A 15,502-nucleotide genomic window follows, 5' to 3' on the forward strand; every position below is an offset into this window, starting at 1 on the left:
CCGCAACCACTGGTTTTGGCGGGTGCTGAACGGCAAAACCGGGTCGTGCGGCCGGGCTTATGCAGTTTTTTACCGGTTTAGAGCAATAAAGCTGACCAAATGGGTAGCTAGAGGCGGATATTTCCCCGTCTCTGTGCTAGTTTTGCCCGGTCTTACGCGAAGTCACTGCGTTAAGCGTGCAATCAGCATTTGTCAGGTCGAACCAAACCCTGATTTCGGTATCTATAACCCGACTCGTCGTGGTTATCGCCGAGGGTGCCAGATCCAGAAGATCGGGCTCGATGGCTGACACTGCACTCTGCAATCCATATGAATTTGATAGGGAAGGAACACTACATGGCTCTTACTAAAGACCAACTGATCGCCGACATCGCTGAAGCTATCGACGCGCCGAAAACCACCGCGCGTAACGCTCTGGACCAACTGGGCCAAATCGTTGCCGATCAGCTGGAAAACGGCGGCGAAATCACCTTGCCAGGTATCGGCAAGCTGAAAGTGACCGAGCGTCCTGCCCGCACTGGCCGTAACCCTTCGACTGGCGCTGCCATCGAAATCCCTGCGAAGAAAGTGATCAAGCTGGTTGTGGCCAAAGGCCTGACCGACGCTGTGAACAAGTAAGACGCAGCAATAAAAAACCGTGCACCGGAGTGATCCGGGCACGGTTTTTTTGTGCTTGCGATTTGGCATTTGGCCCTGAACCATTGTGGGAGCGAGCCTGCTCGCGAAAGCGTTGGATCAGTCACCTTCAATATTGACTGACCCACCGCTTTCGCGAGCAGGCTCGCTCCCACATGGGCTGCGCTGCGTTAGCGGGTCCAGCGCTCGCGGCGCCAGATCTGCTGTTCAGACTTGGTCTGGAAGGTCCAGGCGACGAAACGGCTTTGCTTCTGACCTTGCGACATCTCCACGACCTGGCTTTCCAGCACGCCGGCCTTTTTCAGGGCGGTTTCGATGGCTGGCAGGTTCGACGCTTTTGACACCAGCGTGCTGAACCACAATACCTTGTGCTGGAAGTTCGCGCTCTCGGCGATCAGTTGTGTCACGAAGCGTGCTTCGCCACCTTCACACCACAATTCAGCCGACTGGCCACCGAAGTTCAGCACCGGCAGTTTGCGTTTCGGATCGGCGCGGCCCAAGGCTCGCCATTTACGCTCGCTGCCCTTGGTCGCTTCGTCCATCGAAGCGTGGAAGGGCGGGTTGCACATGGTCAGGTCGAAGCGCTCGCCCGGTTCCAGCAAGCCGATGAGGATGTGCTTGCGGTTTTCCTGCTGGCGCAGCTGGATGACCTTGTTCAGGTCGTTGGACTGGACGATGGCTCGGGCGGCAGCCACGGCCGTCGGGTCAATCTCCGAGCCGAGGAAGTGCCAGCGGTATTCGCTGTTACCGATCAGCGGATAAACGCAGTTGGCGCCCATGCCGATGTCCAGCACGTTGACGATTGCTCCACGCGGCACCTTGCCGTCGTTCATGCTGGCCAGCAGGTCAGCGAGGAAATGCACGTAATCGGCACGCCCCGGGACCGGTGGGCAGAGATAATCGGCCGGAATGTCCCAATGCTGGATGCCATAAAACGACTTGAGCAGCGCCCGGTTGAACACGCGCACCGCATCGGGGCTGGCGAAGTCGATGCTTTCCTTGCCGTACGGGTTGGTGATCACGAACTTCGCCAGTTCCGGCGTGGTTTTGATCAGCGCCGGGAAGTCGTAACGACCCTGATGGCGATTGCGCGGATGCAGGCTGGCCTTCTCACGCGGCTCAACGGCTTTGGCCGGGGTCGCGGTGTCAGGCTTCTTGCGCGCAGGTTTGGGTGTGCGGGGGGCGTTCATGGGCGTGGTCGATTCGGGTATGGCTGAAAGTGGCGGGTATTGTCCCACATCTAAGGGCAACGCCGTTGAAACTGTGGGAGCGAGCCTGCTCGCGAAGACGGATTGTCAGTCAAAAAATTAGCTGACTGATCCACCGCTTTCGCGAGCAGGCTCGCTCCCACAGGGGATTTGCGGTGATCTGGAATAAAAAAGGGAGGCCACCAGGGCCTCCCTCTTTCATTGCGGTTTGCCGTTACAGGCTGGAAATCCGCGCGTGTTGCTCGGCCAGCTTGCCCAAGGCTTGTTCTGCCTCGGCCAGTTTGGCGCGCTCCTTCTCGATGACTTCGGCCGGGGCCTTGTCAACGAAACCGGCGTTGGACAGTTTGCCGCCAACACGCTGGACTTCGCCCTGCAGACGCAGGATTTCCTTGTCCAGACGCGCCAGTTCCGCGCCCTTGTCGATCAGACCGGCCATTGGCACCAGCACTTCCATCTCGCCAACCAGCGCAGTCGCGGACAGCGGTGCTTCTTCGCCTGCCGCCAGAACGGTGATCGATTCCAGACGCGCCAGCTTCTTCAGCAGCGCCTCGTTCTCGGTCAAACGACGCTGGTCTTCCGCGCTGACGTTCTTCAGGTAGATCGGCAGTGGTTTGCCCGGGCCGATGTTCATTTCGCCACGGATGTTACGCGTGCCGAGCATCAGTTCCTTGAGCCATTCGATGTCGTTTTCGGCGGCCGGATCGATGCGCTGTTCATTGGCCACTGGCCACGGTTGCAGCATGATCGTCTTGCCCTGAATGCCAGCCAGCGGCGCGATGCGCTGCCAGATTTCTTCAGTGATGAACGGCATGAACGGGTGCGCCAGACGCAGCGCCACTTCCAGTACGCGAACCAGCGTGCGGCGGGTGCCGCGCTGACGCTCAACCGGCGCGTTCTCGTCCCACAGCACTGGCTTGGACAGTTCCAGGTACCAGTCGCAGTACTGGTTCCAGATGAACTCGTACAGCGCTTGGGCGGCGAGGTCGAAACGGAACTGATCGAGTTGACGGGTCACTTCTGCTTCGGTGCGTTGCAGTTGCGAGATGATCCAGCGGTCTGCCAGCGACAGCTCGTAGGCTTCGCCGTTCTGACCGCAGTCTTCGCCCTTGTCCAGAACATAACGCGCGGCGTTCCAGATCTTGTTGCAGAAGTTGCGATAGCCTTCGACGCGACCCATGTCGAACTTGATGTCGCGACCGGTCGAGGCCAGCGAGCAGAAAGTGAAGCGCAGGGCGTCGGTGCCGTAGCTCGCGATGCCGTCGGCGAACTCGTCGCGGGTCTGCTTTTCGATCTTCTTCGCCAGTTTCGGCTGCATCATGCCGGAGGTGCGTTTCTGCACCAGTTCTTCCAGCTCGATACCGTCGATGATGTCCAGCGGGTCAAGGACGTTGCCCTTGGACTTGGACATCTTCTGGCCTTGGCCATCACGCACCAGACCGTGCACATACACGGTCTTGAACGGAACCTGCGGCGTGCCGTCCTCGTTCTTGATCAGGTGCATCGTCAGCATGATCATCCGGGCAACCCAGAAGAAGATGATGTCGAAACCCGTCACCAGCACGTCGGTGGAGTGGAATTTCTTCAGGAATTCGGTTTTTTCCGGCCAGCCGAGGGTAGAGAAGGTCCACAGACCCGAACTGAACCAGGTGTCGAGAACGTCGTTGTCCTGTTGCAGCGCAATGTCCGGGCCGAGGTTGTGCTTGGCGCGCACTTCGGCTTCGTCGCGGCCGACGTAGACCTTGCCCGACTCGTCGTACCAGGCCGGAATCCGGTGGCCCCACCACAGCTGACGGCTGATGCACCAGTCCTGGATGTCGCGCATCCACGAGAAGTACATGTTTTCGTACTGTTTCGGCACGAACTGGATGCGGCCATCTTCAACGGCAGCAATCGCAGGTTCGGCCAGCGGTTTGGTCGACACGTACCACTGGTCAGTCAGCCACGGCTCGATCACGGTGCCGGAGCGATCGCCTTTCGGCACTTTCAGGTTGTGATCGTCAACGCTGACCAACAGGCCGGCGGCGTCGAACGCGGCCACAATCTGCTTACGCGCTTCGAAACGCTCAAGACCTGCGTACTCAGCCGGAATCGCGCCGTCGATGCTGTCGTTCAGCGTACCGTCGAGGTTGAACACCTGAGCAGCCGGCAGCACGTTGGCGTTCTTGTCGAAGATGTTCAGCAGCGGCAAGTTGTGGCGCTTGCCGACTTCGTAGTCGTTGAAATCGTGGGCCGGGGTGATTTTTACGCAACCGGTGCCGAATTCAGGATCGCAGTAATCGTCGGCAATGATCGGGATGCGGCGGCCGACCAGCGGCAGCTCGACAAACTTGCCGATCAGGGCTTTGTAGCGCTCATCGTTCGGGTTAACAGCCACAGCGGAGTCGCCGAGCATAGTTTCCGGACGGGTGGTCGCGACGATCAGGAAATCGTTGCCTTCAGCGGTTTTCGCGCCGTCAGCCAGCGGGTACTTCAGGTTCCACAGGAAACCTTTCTCGTCGTGGTTTTCCACTTCGAGGTCGGAGATCGCTGTGTGCAGTTTGGTATCCCAGTTGACCAGACGCTTGCCGCGATAGATCAGACCGTCTTCGTGCAGGCGCACGAACGCTTCTTTTACCGCTTCCGACAGACCGTCATCCATGGTGAAGCGCTCGCGGCTCCAGTCTACGGACGAGCCGAGGCGGCGAATCTGACGGCTGATGTTGCCGCCGGACTGATCCTTCCATTCCCAGATTTTCTCGAGGAATTTTTCGCGGCCCAGATCATGGCGATTCTGGCCTTGGGCTTCGAGTTGACGCTCGACCAGCATCTGCGTGGCGATACCGGCGTGGTCGGTGCCCGGCTGCCACAGGGTGTTGCGACCCTGCATGCGGCGGAAACGGATCAGGGCGTCCATGATCGCGTTGTTGAAACCGTGCCCCATGTGCAGGCTGCCGGTGACGTTCGGCGGCGGGATCATGATGGTGTAGGAATCGCCCGCGCCTTGCGGTGCGAAATAGTTCTCGGACTCCCAGGTGTTGTACCAGGAAGTTTCAATGGCGTGCGGCTGGTAGGTCTTATCCATGCGCGGCGGGACCCTATTGGCATTTATTCAGGAAAAGCCGGGAAGTATAGCGGGGCATGGGGCGCAGGGCGAGCGGGGCAGGGACTCTAATGTCAGGGTGAGCCTTTGTGGCGAGGGGATTCATCCCCGTTGGGCCGCGCAGCGGCCCCAAGATTTCAATCACGCTGCGCAATTACAGGATTGACGACTGCTGCGCAGCCGAACGGGGATAAATCCCCTCGCCACAGGGGATCCAGCCGGGTTATTCGTATTGGCTGAGCAGGCGTTCCAGGCGCGCGTCGAGGCGGCGTTTGATCTCGGTTTCGATGTGCGGGGCGAAGTCATCGATCACGTCTTGCATGATCAATTGCGCGGCGGCGCGCAGTTCGCTGTCGAGGTGGAGCAGGGCGTCCGGGCCTTTATCCACAGGCGCGGCAGGTTGCGCAGCGGGCTTCGGGGCGGGAGCCGGAGGCGGCTCGACGGCTGGCGGCTCGGAGCCGACCGCGTCGAACAACATCGGAATCTGTTCCTGTTCGCCATCTTCGACCGTATCGGTCAGCAGGGGTGGTTGCAGGTTGTCGTCGCCGAGCAACTGACGGATCGATTCGAGATCGTCCAGCAGGTGTGTCGGCTTTTGCTGCGGTTTCGGAGTGTCCATTGGAGTGCTCAGAGTCGCTGTAAACGGTGATCTTGCAGAGGATAGCCCTGTTCGCGGTAGAAACGGAAACTCTCCCGCGCGGCTGCCCGAATCGTCGGATCTTCGACCACTACTTCCGCTATGCGGGCGAATTTGTTGGCGAAGGCCGGCACTTTAAGGTCGAGGTTGACCAGTAAATCCTGATGCTGACCGCAGTCATCGCCCAACCCCAGAACAATCAAGCCATCCGGTTCACGGTCGGCGGGGCCGTGGGGCACGAAGCTTTCGCCCTTGAATGCCCATAGACGCGCATCAAGATCGTCACGCTGGGCCGCATCGCTGCAATGCAGGTAGATGCGGTGGCCCATGCGCCAGGCTTTTTCGGTGAGCTTGCAGGCGAAGTCCAGGCGTGCCGAAGGATCGGCGCTGGGCAGGATATAGAAGTCGACTTTGGTCATTGCGGTTCCAGAGCGGCAAGCGGCATCACCCGAAAGTGACGCCACCGCCCATCAGCGGGTTCAGGCTTTGGCGCGATCGAGCAGGTACTGGGTCAGCAGCGGAACCGGGCGGCCAGTGGCACCCTTGTCCTTGCCACCGCTGGTCCATGCGGTGCCGGCGATGTCCAGGTGCGCCCAATTAAGGTTCTTGGTGAAGCGAGACAGGAAGCACGCGGCGGTGATGGTGCCGGCTTTCGGCCCACCGATGTTGGCGATGTCGGCGAACGGGCTGTCCAGTTGCTCCTGGTACTCATCGAACAGCGGCAGTTGCCAGGCACGGTCATCGGCAGCCTTGCCGGCGCTGAGCAGTTGGCCGATCAGTTCGTCATTGTTGCCCAGCAGGCCCGAGGTGTGTGCGCCCAGCGCGACGACGCAAGCGCCGGTCAGGGTGGCGATGTCGATCACCGCTTGTGGCTTGAAGCGCTCGGAGTACGTGAGGGCGTCGCACAGCACCAGACGGCCTTCGGCGTCGGTGTTGAGGATTTCCACGGTCTGGCCGCTCATGGTGGTGACGATGTCGCCCGGGCGAGTCGCGTTGCCGCTCGGCATGTTTTCCGCGCAGGCGAGGATGCACACCAGGTTGATCGGCAGTTTCAGCTCAAGCACCGCACGCAGAGTACCGAACACGGAGGCTGCGCCACCCATGTCGTACTTCATCTCGTCCATGCCGGCGCCCGGTTTCAGGCTGATGCCGCCGGTGTCGAAGGTGATGCCTTTACCAACCAGTGCGTATGGCTTCTCGGATTTTTTACCACCGTTGTATTGCATGACGATCAGGCGTGGCGGTTGAGCGCTGCCCTGACCGACGGCGTAGAACGAGCCCATGCCCAAGGATTTGATCTTCTTCTCGTCGAGGACTTCGACTTTCAGATCCTTGAACTCTTTGCCCAGATCCTTGGCTTGTTCGCCGAGGTAGGTCGGGTGGCAGATGTTCGGCGGCAGGTTGCCCAGGGTGCGAGTGAAAGCCATGCCATTGGCGATTGCAGTGGCGTGGGCCACGGCGCGTTGCACTTCGGCTTGCGCGGCCTTGATGGTCAGCAGGGTGATTTTCTTCAGCGCGCGCGGTTCGGCTTTCTGGCTCTTGAACTGGTCGAAGGTGTATTCGCCATCCACCAGGGTTTCCGCCAGCAGACGGGTTTTGCCGTAGCTGTCGCGGTTTTTGACAATAATTTCATCCAGCGCCAGCACAGCGTCGCTGCCGTTCAAGCCTTTCAGGGTATTAAGGATGGCGGCAACGATTTTGCGGAACGGACGGTCGCCCAATTCTTCATCTTTGCCCACGCCGACCAGCAGCACGCGCTCGGCTTTGAGGTTCGGCAGGCTGTGCAGCAGCAGGCTTTGGCCGACCTTGCCGGCCAGATCGCCACGCTTGAGTACGGCGCTGATCGCGCCACCGCTCAGTTCGTCGAGCTGTTTGGCAGCGACGCCGAGCTTGCGGCCTTCGCCGACGGCAACCACCAGGGTGGCGGTTTTCAACGTTTCTGGGCTAACGCTTTTTACAACCAGTTCCATGTCCGGATCCCTGAATGAATGGTCAACACGCAGGCGTTCGACGGTGTTCGCAGTCGCCTGCTTATAGATAGAAGAGGCGCAGGCCAAAGCCTGCGACAAGGGCCGCAGTTTGAACCTCGCTCCCCGCGCCTGACAACCCTCGGTTGGACTAACTTCAACGGTTTGCATACGCAGATGAGTGTGCGCAGTGACAGGCGCCCTCAATCACAGGATAATGCCGCATCTTTTTTCGACGGCTCTGCGTTGCGGGCCGGTCGATGTGTTTGCTTGTTTGGCCGCCTTAGCCTGACAACCCTGGAGTGTCTGGTTTGATCGTCTTCCGTTATCTGTCCCGCGAAGTCCTGTTGACCCTCAGCGCCGTGAGTGCCGTGCTGTTGGTCATCATCATGAGCGGTCGCTTCATCAAATACCTCGCTCAGGCCGCTGCCGGCCAGCTCGATCCGGGCTCGCTGTTCCTGATCATGGGCTATCGCCTGCCGGGTTTCCTGCAACTGATTCTGCCGCTGGGCCTGTTCCTCGGGATCCTGCTGGCTTACGGTCGCCTGTACCTCGAAAGCGAAATGACCGTGCTCTCGGCCACCGGCATGAGCCAGCAGAAACTGTTTCGCATGACCCTGTTTCCAGCGACGCTGGTGGCGTTGGTGGTGGCATGGCTGAGCCTCGGCCTGGCCCCGCAAGGTGCCAACCAGTTCCAGCTGCTGCTGAACAAACAGGACGCGCTGACCGAATTCGACACCCTCGAACCGGGTCGTTTTCAGGCGCTGCGCGACGGTACTCGGGTGACCTACACCGAAACTCTGAGCGACGATCGCATCAACCTTGGCAGCGTATTCATCTCGCAGAAAAACCTCGGTGCCGATCAGAAGGATCGCGGGATTTCCGTGCTGGTGGCCGAGAAGGGTCGTCAGGAAGTGCGCCCGGATGGCAACCGTTACCTGATTCTCGACAACGGCTACCGTTACGACGGCAGCCCCGGCCAGGCTGATTATCGGGCGATTCATTACGAGACGTATGGCGTGCAGTTGCCCAAGCCGGACGTCAGCGAAGAGGTCACAGACCGCGACGCCATGCCTACATCAACCCTGCTGAGCAGCGATGACATTCGCTCCAGAACCGAACTGCAATGGCGTTTGTCCCTGCCGCTGCTGGTCTTTATCGTGACCCTGATGGCGGTGCCGCTGTCGCGCGTGAACCCGCGCCAGGGGCGTTTCCTCAAGCTGCTGCCGGCGATTCTTCTTTATATGGCTTACCTGACCATCCTGATTGCCGCCCGCGGCGCCCTCGAAAAGGGCAAGATCCCGCCGGCCCTCGGCTTGTGGTGGGTGCACGCGATCTTCCTGTTTATCGGTCTCGGCCTGCTGTACTGGGAGCCGCTGCGCTTGAAAATGGCCAGTCGTCGTGCCGCTGCGCTGGAGGTGGCCCGTGGTTAAACTCGACCGCTACATTGGCAGCAGCGTGTTCATGGCGATCATCGCCGTGCTGGCGATCATCCTCGGTCTGGCGACGCTGTTTGCCTTCATCGATGAGATGGGCGACGTCAGCGATACCTACACGCTGGTTGATGTGCTGAGCTTTGTATTACTCACCGCGCCGCGCCGACTCTACGAAATGTTGCCGATGGCGGCGTTGATCGGCTGTCTGATCGGCCTCGGCAGCCTGGCCAGCAGCAGTGAACTGACCGTAATGCGCGCCGCTGGCGTGTCGATCGGTCGTATCGTCTGGGCGGTGATGAAACCGATGCTGGTGCTGATGCTGGCCGGCGTGCTGATCGGCGAATACGTTGCGCCGGCCACCGAAAGCATGGCTCAGGCCAATCGCTCGCTGGCCCAGGGCAGCGGCGACGCACAAAGTGCCAAGCACGGTATGTGGCACCGTCAGGGTGAGGAGTTCATCCACATCAACGCCGTTCAGCCGAACGGTCTGTTGTATGGCGTGACCCGCTATCACTTCGACAAGGAGCGCCATCTGTTGAGTTCGAGTTTCGCCAAAAAGGCTGAATTCGACGGCACCAAATGGCAGCTTACCGACGTCGCCACCACGCTGTTTCATGAGCGCAGCACTGAAGTCGTCAATACCCCGAGCGAGCAGTGGGACGTGGCCTTGAGCCCGCAACTGCTGAGCACCGTGGTCATGGCGCCGGAGTCGCTGTCGATCAGTGGTTTGTGGGGCTACATCCACTATCTGTCGGAGCAGGGCCTGAGCAACGGCCGCTACTGGCTGGCATTTTGGGTCAAGGTGTTGCAGCCGCTGGTCACTGCCGCGTTGGTGTTGATGGCGATTTCTTTCATCTTCGGCCCGCTGCGTTCGGTGACCTTGGGCCAACGCGTATTTACCGGCGTGCTGGTGGGCTTCACCTTCCGCATCGTGCAGGATTTGCTCGGTCCATCGAGCCTGGTGTTCGGTTTCTCGCCCCTGTTCGCAGTGCTGGTGCCGGCGGGAGTCTGTGCGTTGGCGGGTGTCTGGCTGCTCAGACGAGCCGGTTGATGAACAAGCTTTCATCCCTCGTTTAACCCTGAAAACGCCTCGGTCGACAGATCGGGGCGTTTTTGCATGCAATCCGGGTGACAGGCGAACGTGACGCTTGCGCCGTGTATCAGGTACAATTCCCGGCTATTTTTCGGCGGGCTATGCCTGCAGCCTTTTTGAGTGTTGATCCGTGAGTGATTTGAGTCATATCCGCAATTTCTCCATCATCGCCCACATTGACCATGGCAAGTCGACGCTGGCCGATCGCTTCATCCAGATGTGCGGCGGCCTGGCCGAGCGTGAAATGGAAGCCCAGGTACTGGATTCCATGGATCTGGAGCGTGAACGCGGGATCACCATCAAGGCCCACAGCGTCACCCTTTATTACACTGCCAAAGATGGCATCAAGTATCAGCTGAACTTCATTGACACCCCGGGCCACGTCGACTTCACCTACGAAGTCAGCCGTTCCCTGGCCGCGTGTGAAGGTGCTTTGCTGGTGGTCGATGCCGGTCAGGGTGTTGAAGCCCAGTCCGTGGCCAACTGCTACACCGCCATCGAGCAAGGCCTCGAGGTCATGCCGGTACTGAACAAGATCGACCTGCCGCAGGCCGATCCCGATCGCGTCAAGGACGAGATCGAGAAGATCATCGGCATCGACGCCACCGACGCCGTCACTTGCAGCGCCAAAACCGGCCTGGGTGTCGACGAAGTGCTCGAGCGTCTGGTGCACACCATTCCTGCGCCGACCGGCAACATCGAAGATCCGCTGCAAGCGTTGATCATCGATTCCTGGTTCGACAACTACCTGGGCGTTGTCTCTCTGGTGCGCGTGCGTCATGGCCGCGTGAAGAAGGGCGACAAGATCCTCGTCAAGTCCACCGGCAAGATCCACCTGGTCGACAGCGTTGGCGTGTTCAATCCGAAGCACACCGCGACCGCTGACCTCAAGGCCGGCGAAGTGGGCTTCATCATCGCCAGCATCAAGGACATTCACGGTGCACCGGTCGGTGACACCCTGACCCTGAGCTCGACACCGGACGTTGAAGTGCTGCCAGGCTTCAAACGCATCCAGCCACAGGTTTACGCCGGTCTGTTTCCGGTCAGCTCCGACGACTTCGAGGATTTCCGCGAAGCGCTGCAGAAACTGACCCTCAACGACTCGTCGCTGCAATACACCCCGGAAAGCTCCGACGCACTGGGCTTCGGCTTCCGTTGCGGCTTCCTCGGCATGCTGCACATGGAAATCATCCAGGAGCGTCTCGAGCGCGAGTACGATCTGGACCTGATCACCACGGCGCCGACGGTAATCTTCGAGCTGGTGCTGAAAACCGGTGAAACGATTTACGTCGACAACCCGTCGAAGCTTCCAGATGTGTCGTCGATCGAGGACATGCGCGAGCCAATCGTGCGTGCCAATATCCTTGTGCCTCAGGAGCACCTGGGCAACGTCATCACCCTGTGCATCGAGAAGCGCGGCGTTCAAGTCGACATGCTGTTCCTCGGCAATCAGGTGCAGGTCACTTACGACTTGCCGATGAACGAAGTGGTCCTCGATTTCTTCGACCGCCTCAAATCCACCAGCCGTGGCTATGCTTCGCTGGACTACCACTTCGATCGTTACCAATCGGCTAATCTGGTGAAACTGGACGTGCTGATCAACGGCGACAAGGTCGATGCTCTCGCATTGATCGTGCACCGTGACAACTCGCACTACAAAGGTCGCCAGTTGACCGAGAAGATGAAAGAACTGATTCCTCGTCAGATGTTCGACGTGGCTATCCAGGCTGCCATTGGTGGTCAGATCGTTGCACGGACAACCGTCAAGGCACTCAGAAAGAACGTATTGGCCAAATGCTACGGTGGTGACGTCAGCCGTAAGAAGAAACTGCTCGAGAAGCAAAAGGCCGGTAAAAAACGCATGAAGCAAGTCGGCAACGTGGAAATTCCACAAGAAGCCTTCCTTGCAGTGCTCAGGTTGGATAGTTAGGTCCTATGTCACTAAATTTCCCGCTGTTGCTGGTCATCGCCGTGTTCGTCTGCGGCCTGTTGGCGTTGCTCGATCTGTTGTTCCTGGCGCCGCGTCGGCGTGCTGCTATTGCCTCTTATCAAGGCAGTGTCAGCCAACCCGATGTCGTGGTGGTCGAGAAACTGAACAAAGAGCCGCTGCTGGTTGAATACGGCAAGTCGTTCTTTCCGGTGTTGTTCATCGTTCTGGTGCTGCGTTCGTTCCTCGTGGAGCCGTTCCAGATTCCGTCCGGTTCGATGAAGCCGACTCTGGACGTTGGCGACTTCATTCTGGTGAGCAAGTTTTCTTACGGGATCCGCCTGCCGGTGATCGACAAGAAAATCATCGAAGTCGGTGACCCGCAGCGTGGCGATGTCATGGTGTTCCGCTACCCGAGCGACCCCAACGTCAACTACATCAAGCGTGTAGTCGGCCTGCCGGGCGACACCGTGCGTTACACCGCTGACAAGCGTCTGTTCGTCAATGGCGAGTCGATTGCCGAGCAACTGGTCGGCTCCGAGCCGGGCACCCTCGGCAGCGCTGAGCTCTACAAGGAAAAACTCGGCGAAGCCGAGCACCTTATCCGCAAGGAAATGAGCCGCTACCGCGCCACTCCGGACCATACGTGGACCGTACCGGCCGGGCACTATTTCATGATGGGCGACAACCGCGACAACTCGAACGACAGTCGCTACTGGGATGATCCGAACATTCCCAAGGATCTGCTGGGCATGGTTCCCGACCAGAATATCGTCGGCAAGGCCTTCGCGGTCTGGATGAGCTGGCCGGAACCGAAACTCAGTCACCTGCCGAATTTCTCGCGGGTTGGCCTGATCAAGTAATCACACACGGCGCTGTTGAACACAGCGCCGAATGCATTTCTGGAGTCGACACAATCGGCTTCGCGGCGTGCAGCTAACAGCCAGGATTTAATTTTTGAACACAGCGTTAATTGTCCCAGGCCTGCGCCGTATCCCGGCGATGGCAGTGGAATCCAGCCACGAACTCAGCGTGGGTAAACCGTGAGCGTTTCTCTTAGCCGTCTCGAGCGCCAGCTCGGTTACACCTTCAAGGATCAGGAGCTGATGCTGCTGGCCCTCACGCACCGCAGTTTTGCCGGGCGCAACAATGAACGCCTGGAATTCCTTGGCGATGCCATCCTCAACTTCGTCGCTGGCGAGGCGCTGTTCGATCGCTTCCCGCTGGCCCGCGAAGGCCAGCTGTCGCGTTTGCGCGCGCGGCTGGTAAAAGGTGAGACGCTGGCCGTACTGGCTCGCGGTTTTGATCTCGGTGATTACCTGCGTCTGGGTTCCGGTGAGTTGAAGAGCGGCGGCTTCCGTCGCGAATCGATTCTGGCTGACGCCCTCGAAGCATTGATCGGTGCAATCTACCTCGACGCCGGCATGGATATGGCGCGCGAGCGTGTCCTCGCTTGGCTGGCCGGTGAGTTTGAAGGCCTGACGCTGGTCGATACCAACAAGGATCCGAAAACCCGCCTGCAGGAACATCTGCAATCGCGCGGTTGCGATCTGCCACGCTACGAAGTCGTGGATATCCAGGGCGAGCCGCACTGCCGAACTTTCTTCGTCGAGTGCGAAGTTGTCTTACTGAATGAAAAAAGCCGAGGTCAGGGTGTGAGCCGTCGTATTGCCGAACAGGTAGCGGCCGCCGCAGCACTGATTGCCCTGGGCGTGGAGAATGGCAATGACTGATACAAACGCAACTCGCTGTGGCTATGTTGCCATCGTCGGCCGTCCCAACGTCGGCAAGTCGACGTTGTTGAACCACATCCTCGGCCAAAAGCTCGCGATCACTTCGCGCAAGCCGCAGACCACTCGCCACAACATGCTCGGGATCAAGACCGAAGGCGACGTGCAAGCGATCTACGTCGACACCCCTGGCATGCACAAGGGTGGCGAAAAGGCCCTGAACCGTTACATGAACAAGACCGCTTCGGCGGCGTTGAAAGACGTCGACGTGGTGATCTTCGTGGTCGACCGCACCAAGTGGACCGACGAAGACCAGATGGTGCTGGAACGCGTGCAGTACGTCACCGGCCCGCTGATCGTCGCGCTGAACAAGACCGACCGCATCGAAGACAAAGCCGAGCTGATGCCGCACCTGAGCTGGTTGCAGGAACAACTGCCGAACGCGCAGATCATTCCGATTTCCGCGCAGCACGGGCATAACCTCGAAGCGCTGGAAAAGGTCATTGCCGATCATCTGCCGGAGAACGACCACTTCTTCCCGGAAGACCAGATCACCGACCGCAGCAGCCGTTTCCTCGCCGCCGAACTGGTCCGCGAGAAAATCATGCGCCAGATGGGCGCCGAGCTGCCGTACCAGATCACCGTCGAGATCGAAGAATTCAAGCAGCAGGGCAAAACCCTGCACATCCACGCCTTGATCCTCGTTGAACGTGACGGTCAGAAGAAGATCATCATTGGCGACAAGGGCGAGCGCATCAAACGCATTGGCACCGAAGCGCGCAAGGACATGGAGTTGCTGTTCGACTCCAAGATCATGCTCAACCTGTGGGTCAAGGTGAAGGGCGGCTGGTCCGACGACGAGCGCGCGCTGCGTTCGCTGGGCTACGGCGACCTGTAATACACGTTTTCACGGTGTGGGCGGGCTTCTGTGGCGAGGGAGCTTGCTCCCGCTCGGCTGCGAAGCAGTCGTAAAATCAGGCGCCTCGGTATGCCTGATAAATCAAGTCGCTAAACTTGGGGCTGCTTCGCAACCCAGCGGGAGCAAGCTCCCTCGCCACAAATAATGATCTTCAGAGATCTTTCGGCTCATGTCGCAAAACCCGCCTCCCGCCCAACCCGCCTACGTCCTGCACTCGCGCGCTTACCGCGAAACCAGTGCCTTGGTGGATTTCCTCACGCCGCAAGGTCGGCTGCGGGCGGTATTGCGCAGTGCGCGGGGCAAAGCCGGGACACTGGCACGGCCGTTTGTGTCGCTGGAAGTGGAGTTTCGCGGCAAGGGCGAGTTGAAGAATGTCGGGCGCATGGAGAGTTCCGGCACTTCGGCGTGGCTCAACGGTGAGGCGCTGTTCAGTGGCCTGTATCTGAATGAATTGCTGATCCGTTTGCTACCTGCCGAAGATCCGCACCCGGGTGTATTCGATCACTACGCCGCCACTTTGCTGGCCTTGGCTGAAGGCCGCCCGCTGGAGCCGTTGCTGCGTTCTTTCGAGTGGCGGCTGCTGGACGATCTCGGTTACGGCTTTTCCCTGAACACCGATATCCACGGCGAACCCATTGCCGAGGACGGTCTCTATCGTCTGCAAGTGGATGCCGGTCTGGAGCGAGTCTTTCTGCTGCAACCCGGTCTGTTCAACGGCGTCGAACTACTGGCCATGGCCGACGCCGACTGGACCGCCCCCGGCGCGCTGTCTGCCGCCAAGCGCTTGATGCGCCAGGCACTTGCCGTGCACCTCGGCGGTCGTCCCCTCGTCAGTCGCGAACTGTTTCGCAAGCCCTAGCCCCGTGTATG

General features: G+C 59.6%; 13 protein-coding genes. 8 read left to right on the plus strand and 5 right to left on the minus strand.

All coding sequences use genetic code 11. From position 1 onward, the window contains the following. Positions 1-336 precede the first annotated feature (336 nt). On the plus strand, positions 337-618 hold the full coding sequence (locus JFT91_RS25105) for an HU family DNA-binding protein (protein WP_003221909.1): 282 nt from the start codon (positions 337-339) through the stop codon (positions 616-618). 188 nt (positions 619-806) lie between these two features. Here the strand turns inward: JFT91_RS25105 and rlmF are convergent, their stop codons facing one another. From rlmF to JFT91_RS25130, 5 genes are all read right to left on the minus strand, one after another. Continuing rightward, on the minus strand, positions 807-1,826 hold the full coding sequence (rlmF, locus tag JFT91_RS25110; protein WP_201227857.1) for a 23S rRNA (adenine(1618)-N(6))-methyltransferase RlmF: 1,020 nt from the start codon (positions 1,824-1,826) through the stop codon (positions 807-809). Positions 1,827-2,058: 232 nt separating this feature from the next. After that, positions 2,059-4,905 (minus strand): valine--tRNA ligase, encoded by a 2,847-nt coding sequence (locus JFT91_RS25115; RefSeq protein WP_201234198.1) that lies wholly within the window; start codon positions 4,903-4,905, stop codon positions 2,059-2,061. 241 nt (positions 4,906-5,146) lie between these two features. Continuing rightward, positions 5,147-5,542, minus strand: a complete 396-nt coding sequence (locus tag JFT91_RS25120; protein WP_201227855.1) for a DNA polymerase III subunit chi — start codon at positions 5,540-5,542, stop codon at positions 5,147-5,149. Between the two features lie 8 nt (positions 5,543-5,550). Beyond that, complete coding sequence (locus JFT91_RS25125) at positions 5,551-5,979, minus strand: DNA polymerase III subunit chi (RefSeq protein WP_201234199.1); 429 nt, start codon at positions 5,977-5,979, stop codon at positions 5,551-5,553. 60 nt (positions 5,980-6,039) lie between these two features. Continuing rightward, complete coding sequence (locus JFT91_RS25130; protein WP_201227853.1) at positions 6,040-7,530, minus strand: leucyl aminopeptidase; 1,491 nt, start codon at positions 7,528-7,530, stop codon at positions 6,040-6,042. A 308-nt stretch (positions 7,531-7,838) separates the two neighbouring features. Between JFT91_RS25130 and lptF the strand changes: the two genes are divergently transcribed. From lptF to recO, 7 genes are all read left to right on the plus strand, one after another. Beyond that, positions 7,839-8,960: an LPS export ABC transporter permease LptF gene (gene lptF / locus JFT91_RS25135; protein WP_201227852.1), complete on the plus strand. Its 1,122-nt coding sequence runs from the start codon at positions 7,839-7,841 to the stop codon at positions 8,958-8,960. Further along, on the plus strand, positions 8,953-10,014 hold the full coding sequence (lptG, locus tag JFT91_RS25140; protein ID WP_034154799.1) for an LPS export ABC transporter permease LptG: 1,062 nt from the start codon (positions 8,953-8,955) through the stop codon (positions 10,012-10,014). Before lptF ends, lptG begins: the two co-directional genes overlap by 8 nt. Before the next feature lie 172 nt (positions 10,015-10,186). Further along, positions 10,187-11,986: a translation elongation factor 4 gene (gene lepA / locus JFT91_RS25145; RefSeq protein WP_016986097.1), complete on the plus strand. Its 1,800-nt coding sequence runs from the start codon at positions 10,187-10,189 to the stop codon at positions 11,984-11,986. Positions 11,987-11,991: 5 nt separating this feature from the next. Further along, complete coding sequence (lepB, locus tag JFT91_RS25150; protein ID WP_201227851.1) at positions 11,992-12,846, plus strand: signal peptidase I; 855 nt, start codon at positions 11,992-11,994, stop codon at positions 12,844-12,846. Positions 12,847-13,026: 180 nt separating this feature from the next. After that, a complete protein-coding gene (gene rnc, locus JFT91_RS25155) occupies positions 13,027-13,716 on the plus strand; it encodes a ribonuclease III (RefSeq protein ID WP_016986099.1) in 690 nt (229 codons plus the stop codon). Then, entirely contained in the window at positions 13,709-14,611 is a 903-nt protein-coding gene (era, locus tag JFT91_RS25160; RefSeq protein WP_016771562.1) for a GTPase Era, read from the plus strand. The genes rnc and era overlap by 8 nt, the downstream gene beginning before the upstream one ends. 190 nt (positions 14,612-14,801) lie before the next feature. Next, positions 14,802-15,491, plus strand: coding sequence for a DNA repair protein RecO (gene recO, locus JFT91_RS25165; protein WP_201234200.1), 690 nt, complete (start codon positions 14,802-14,804; stop codon positions 15,489-15,491). The last annotated feature ends 11 nt before the right edge of the window (positions 15,492-15,502 follow it).

It is taken from the genome of Pseudomonas sp. TH08, from assembly GCF_016651275.1.
Classification (GTDB): Bacteria; Pseudomonadota; Gammaproteobacteria; order Pseudomonadales; family Pseudomonadaceae; genus Aquipseudomonas.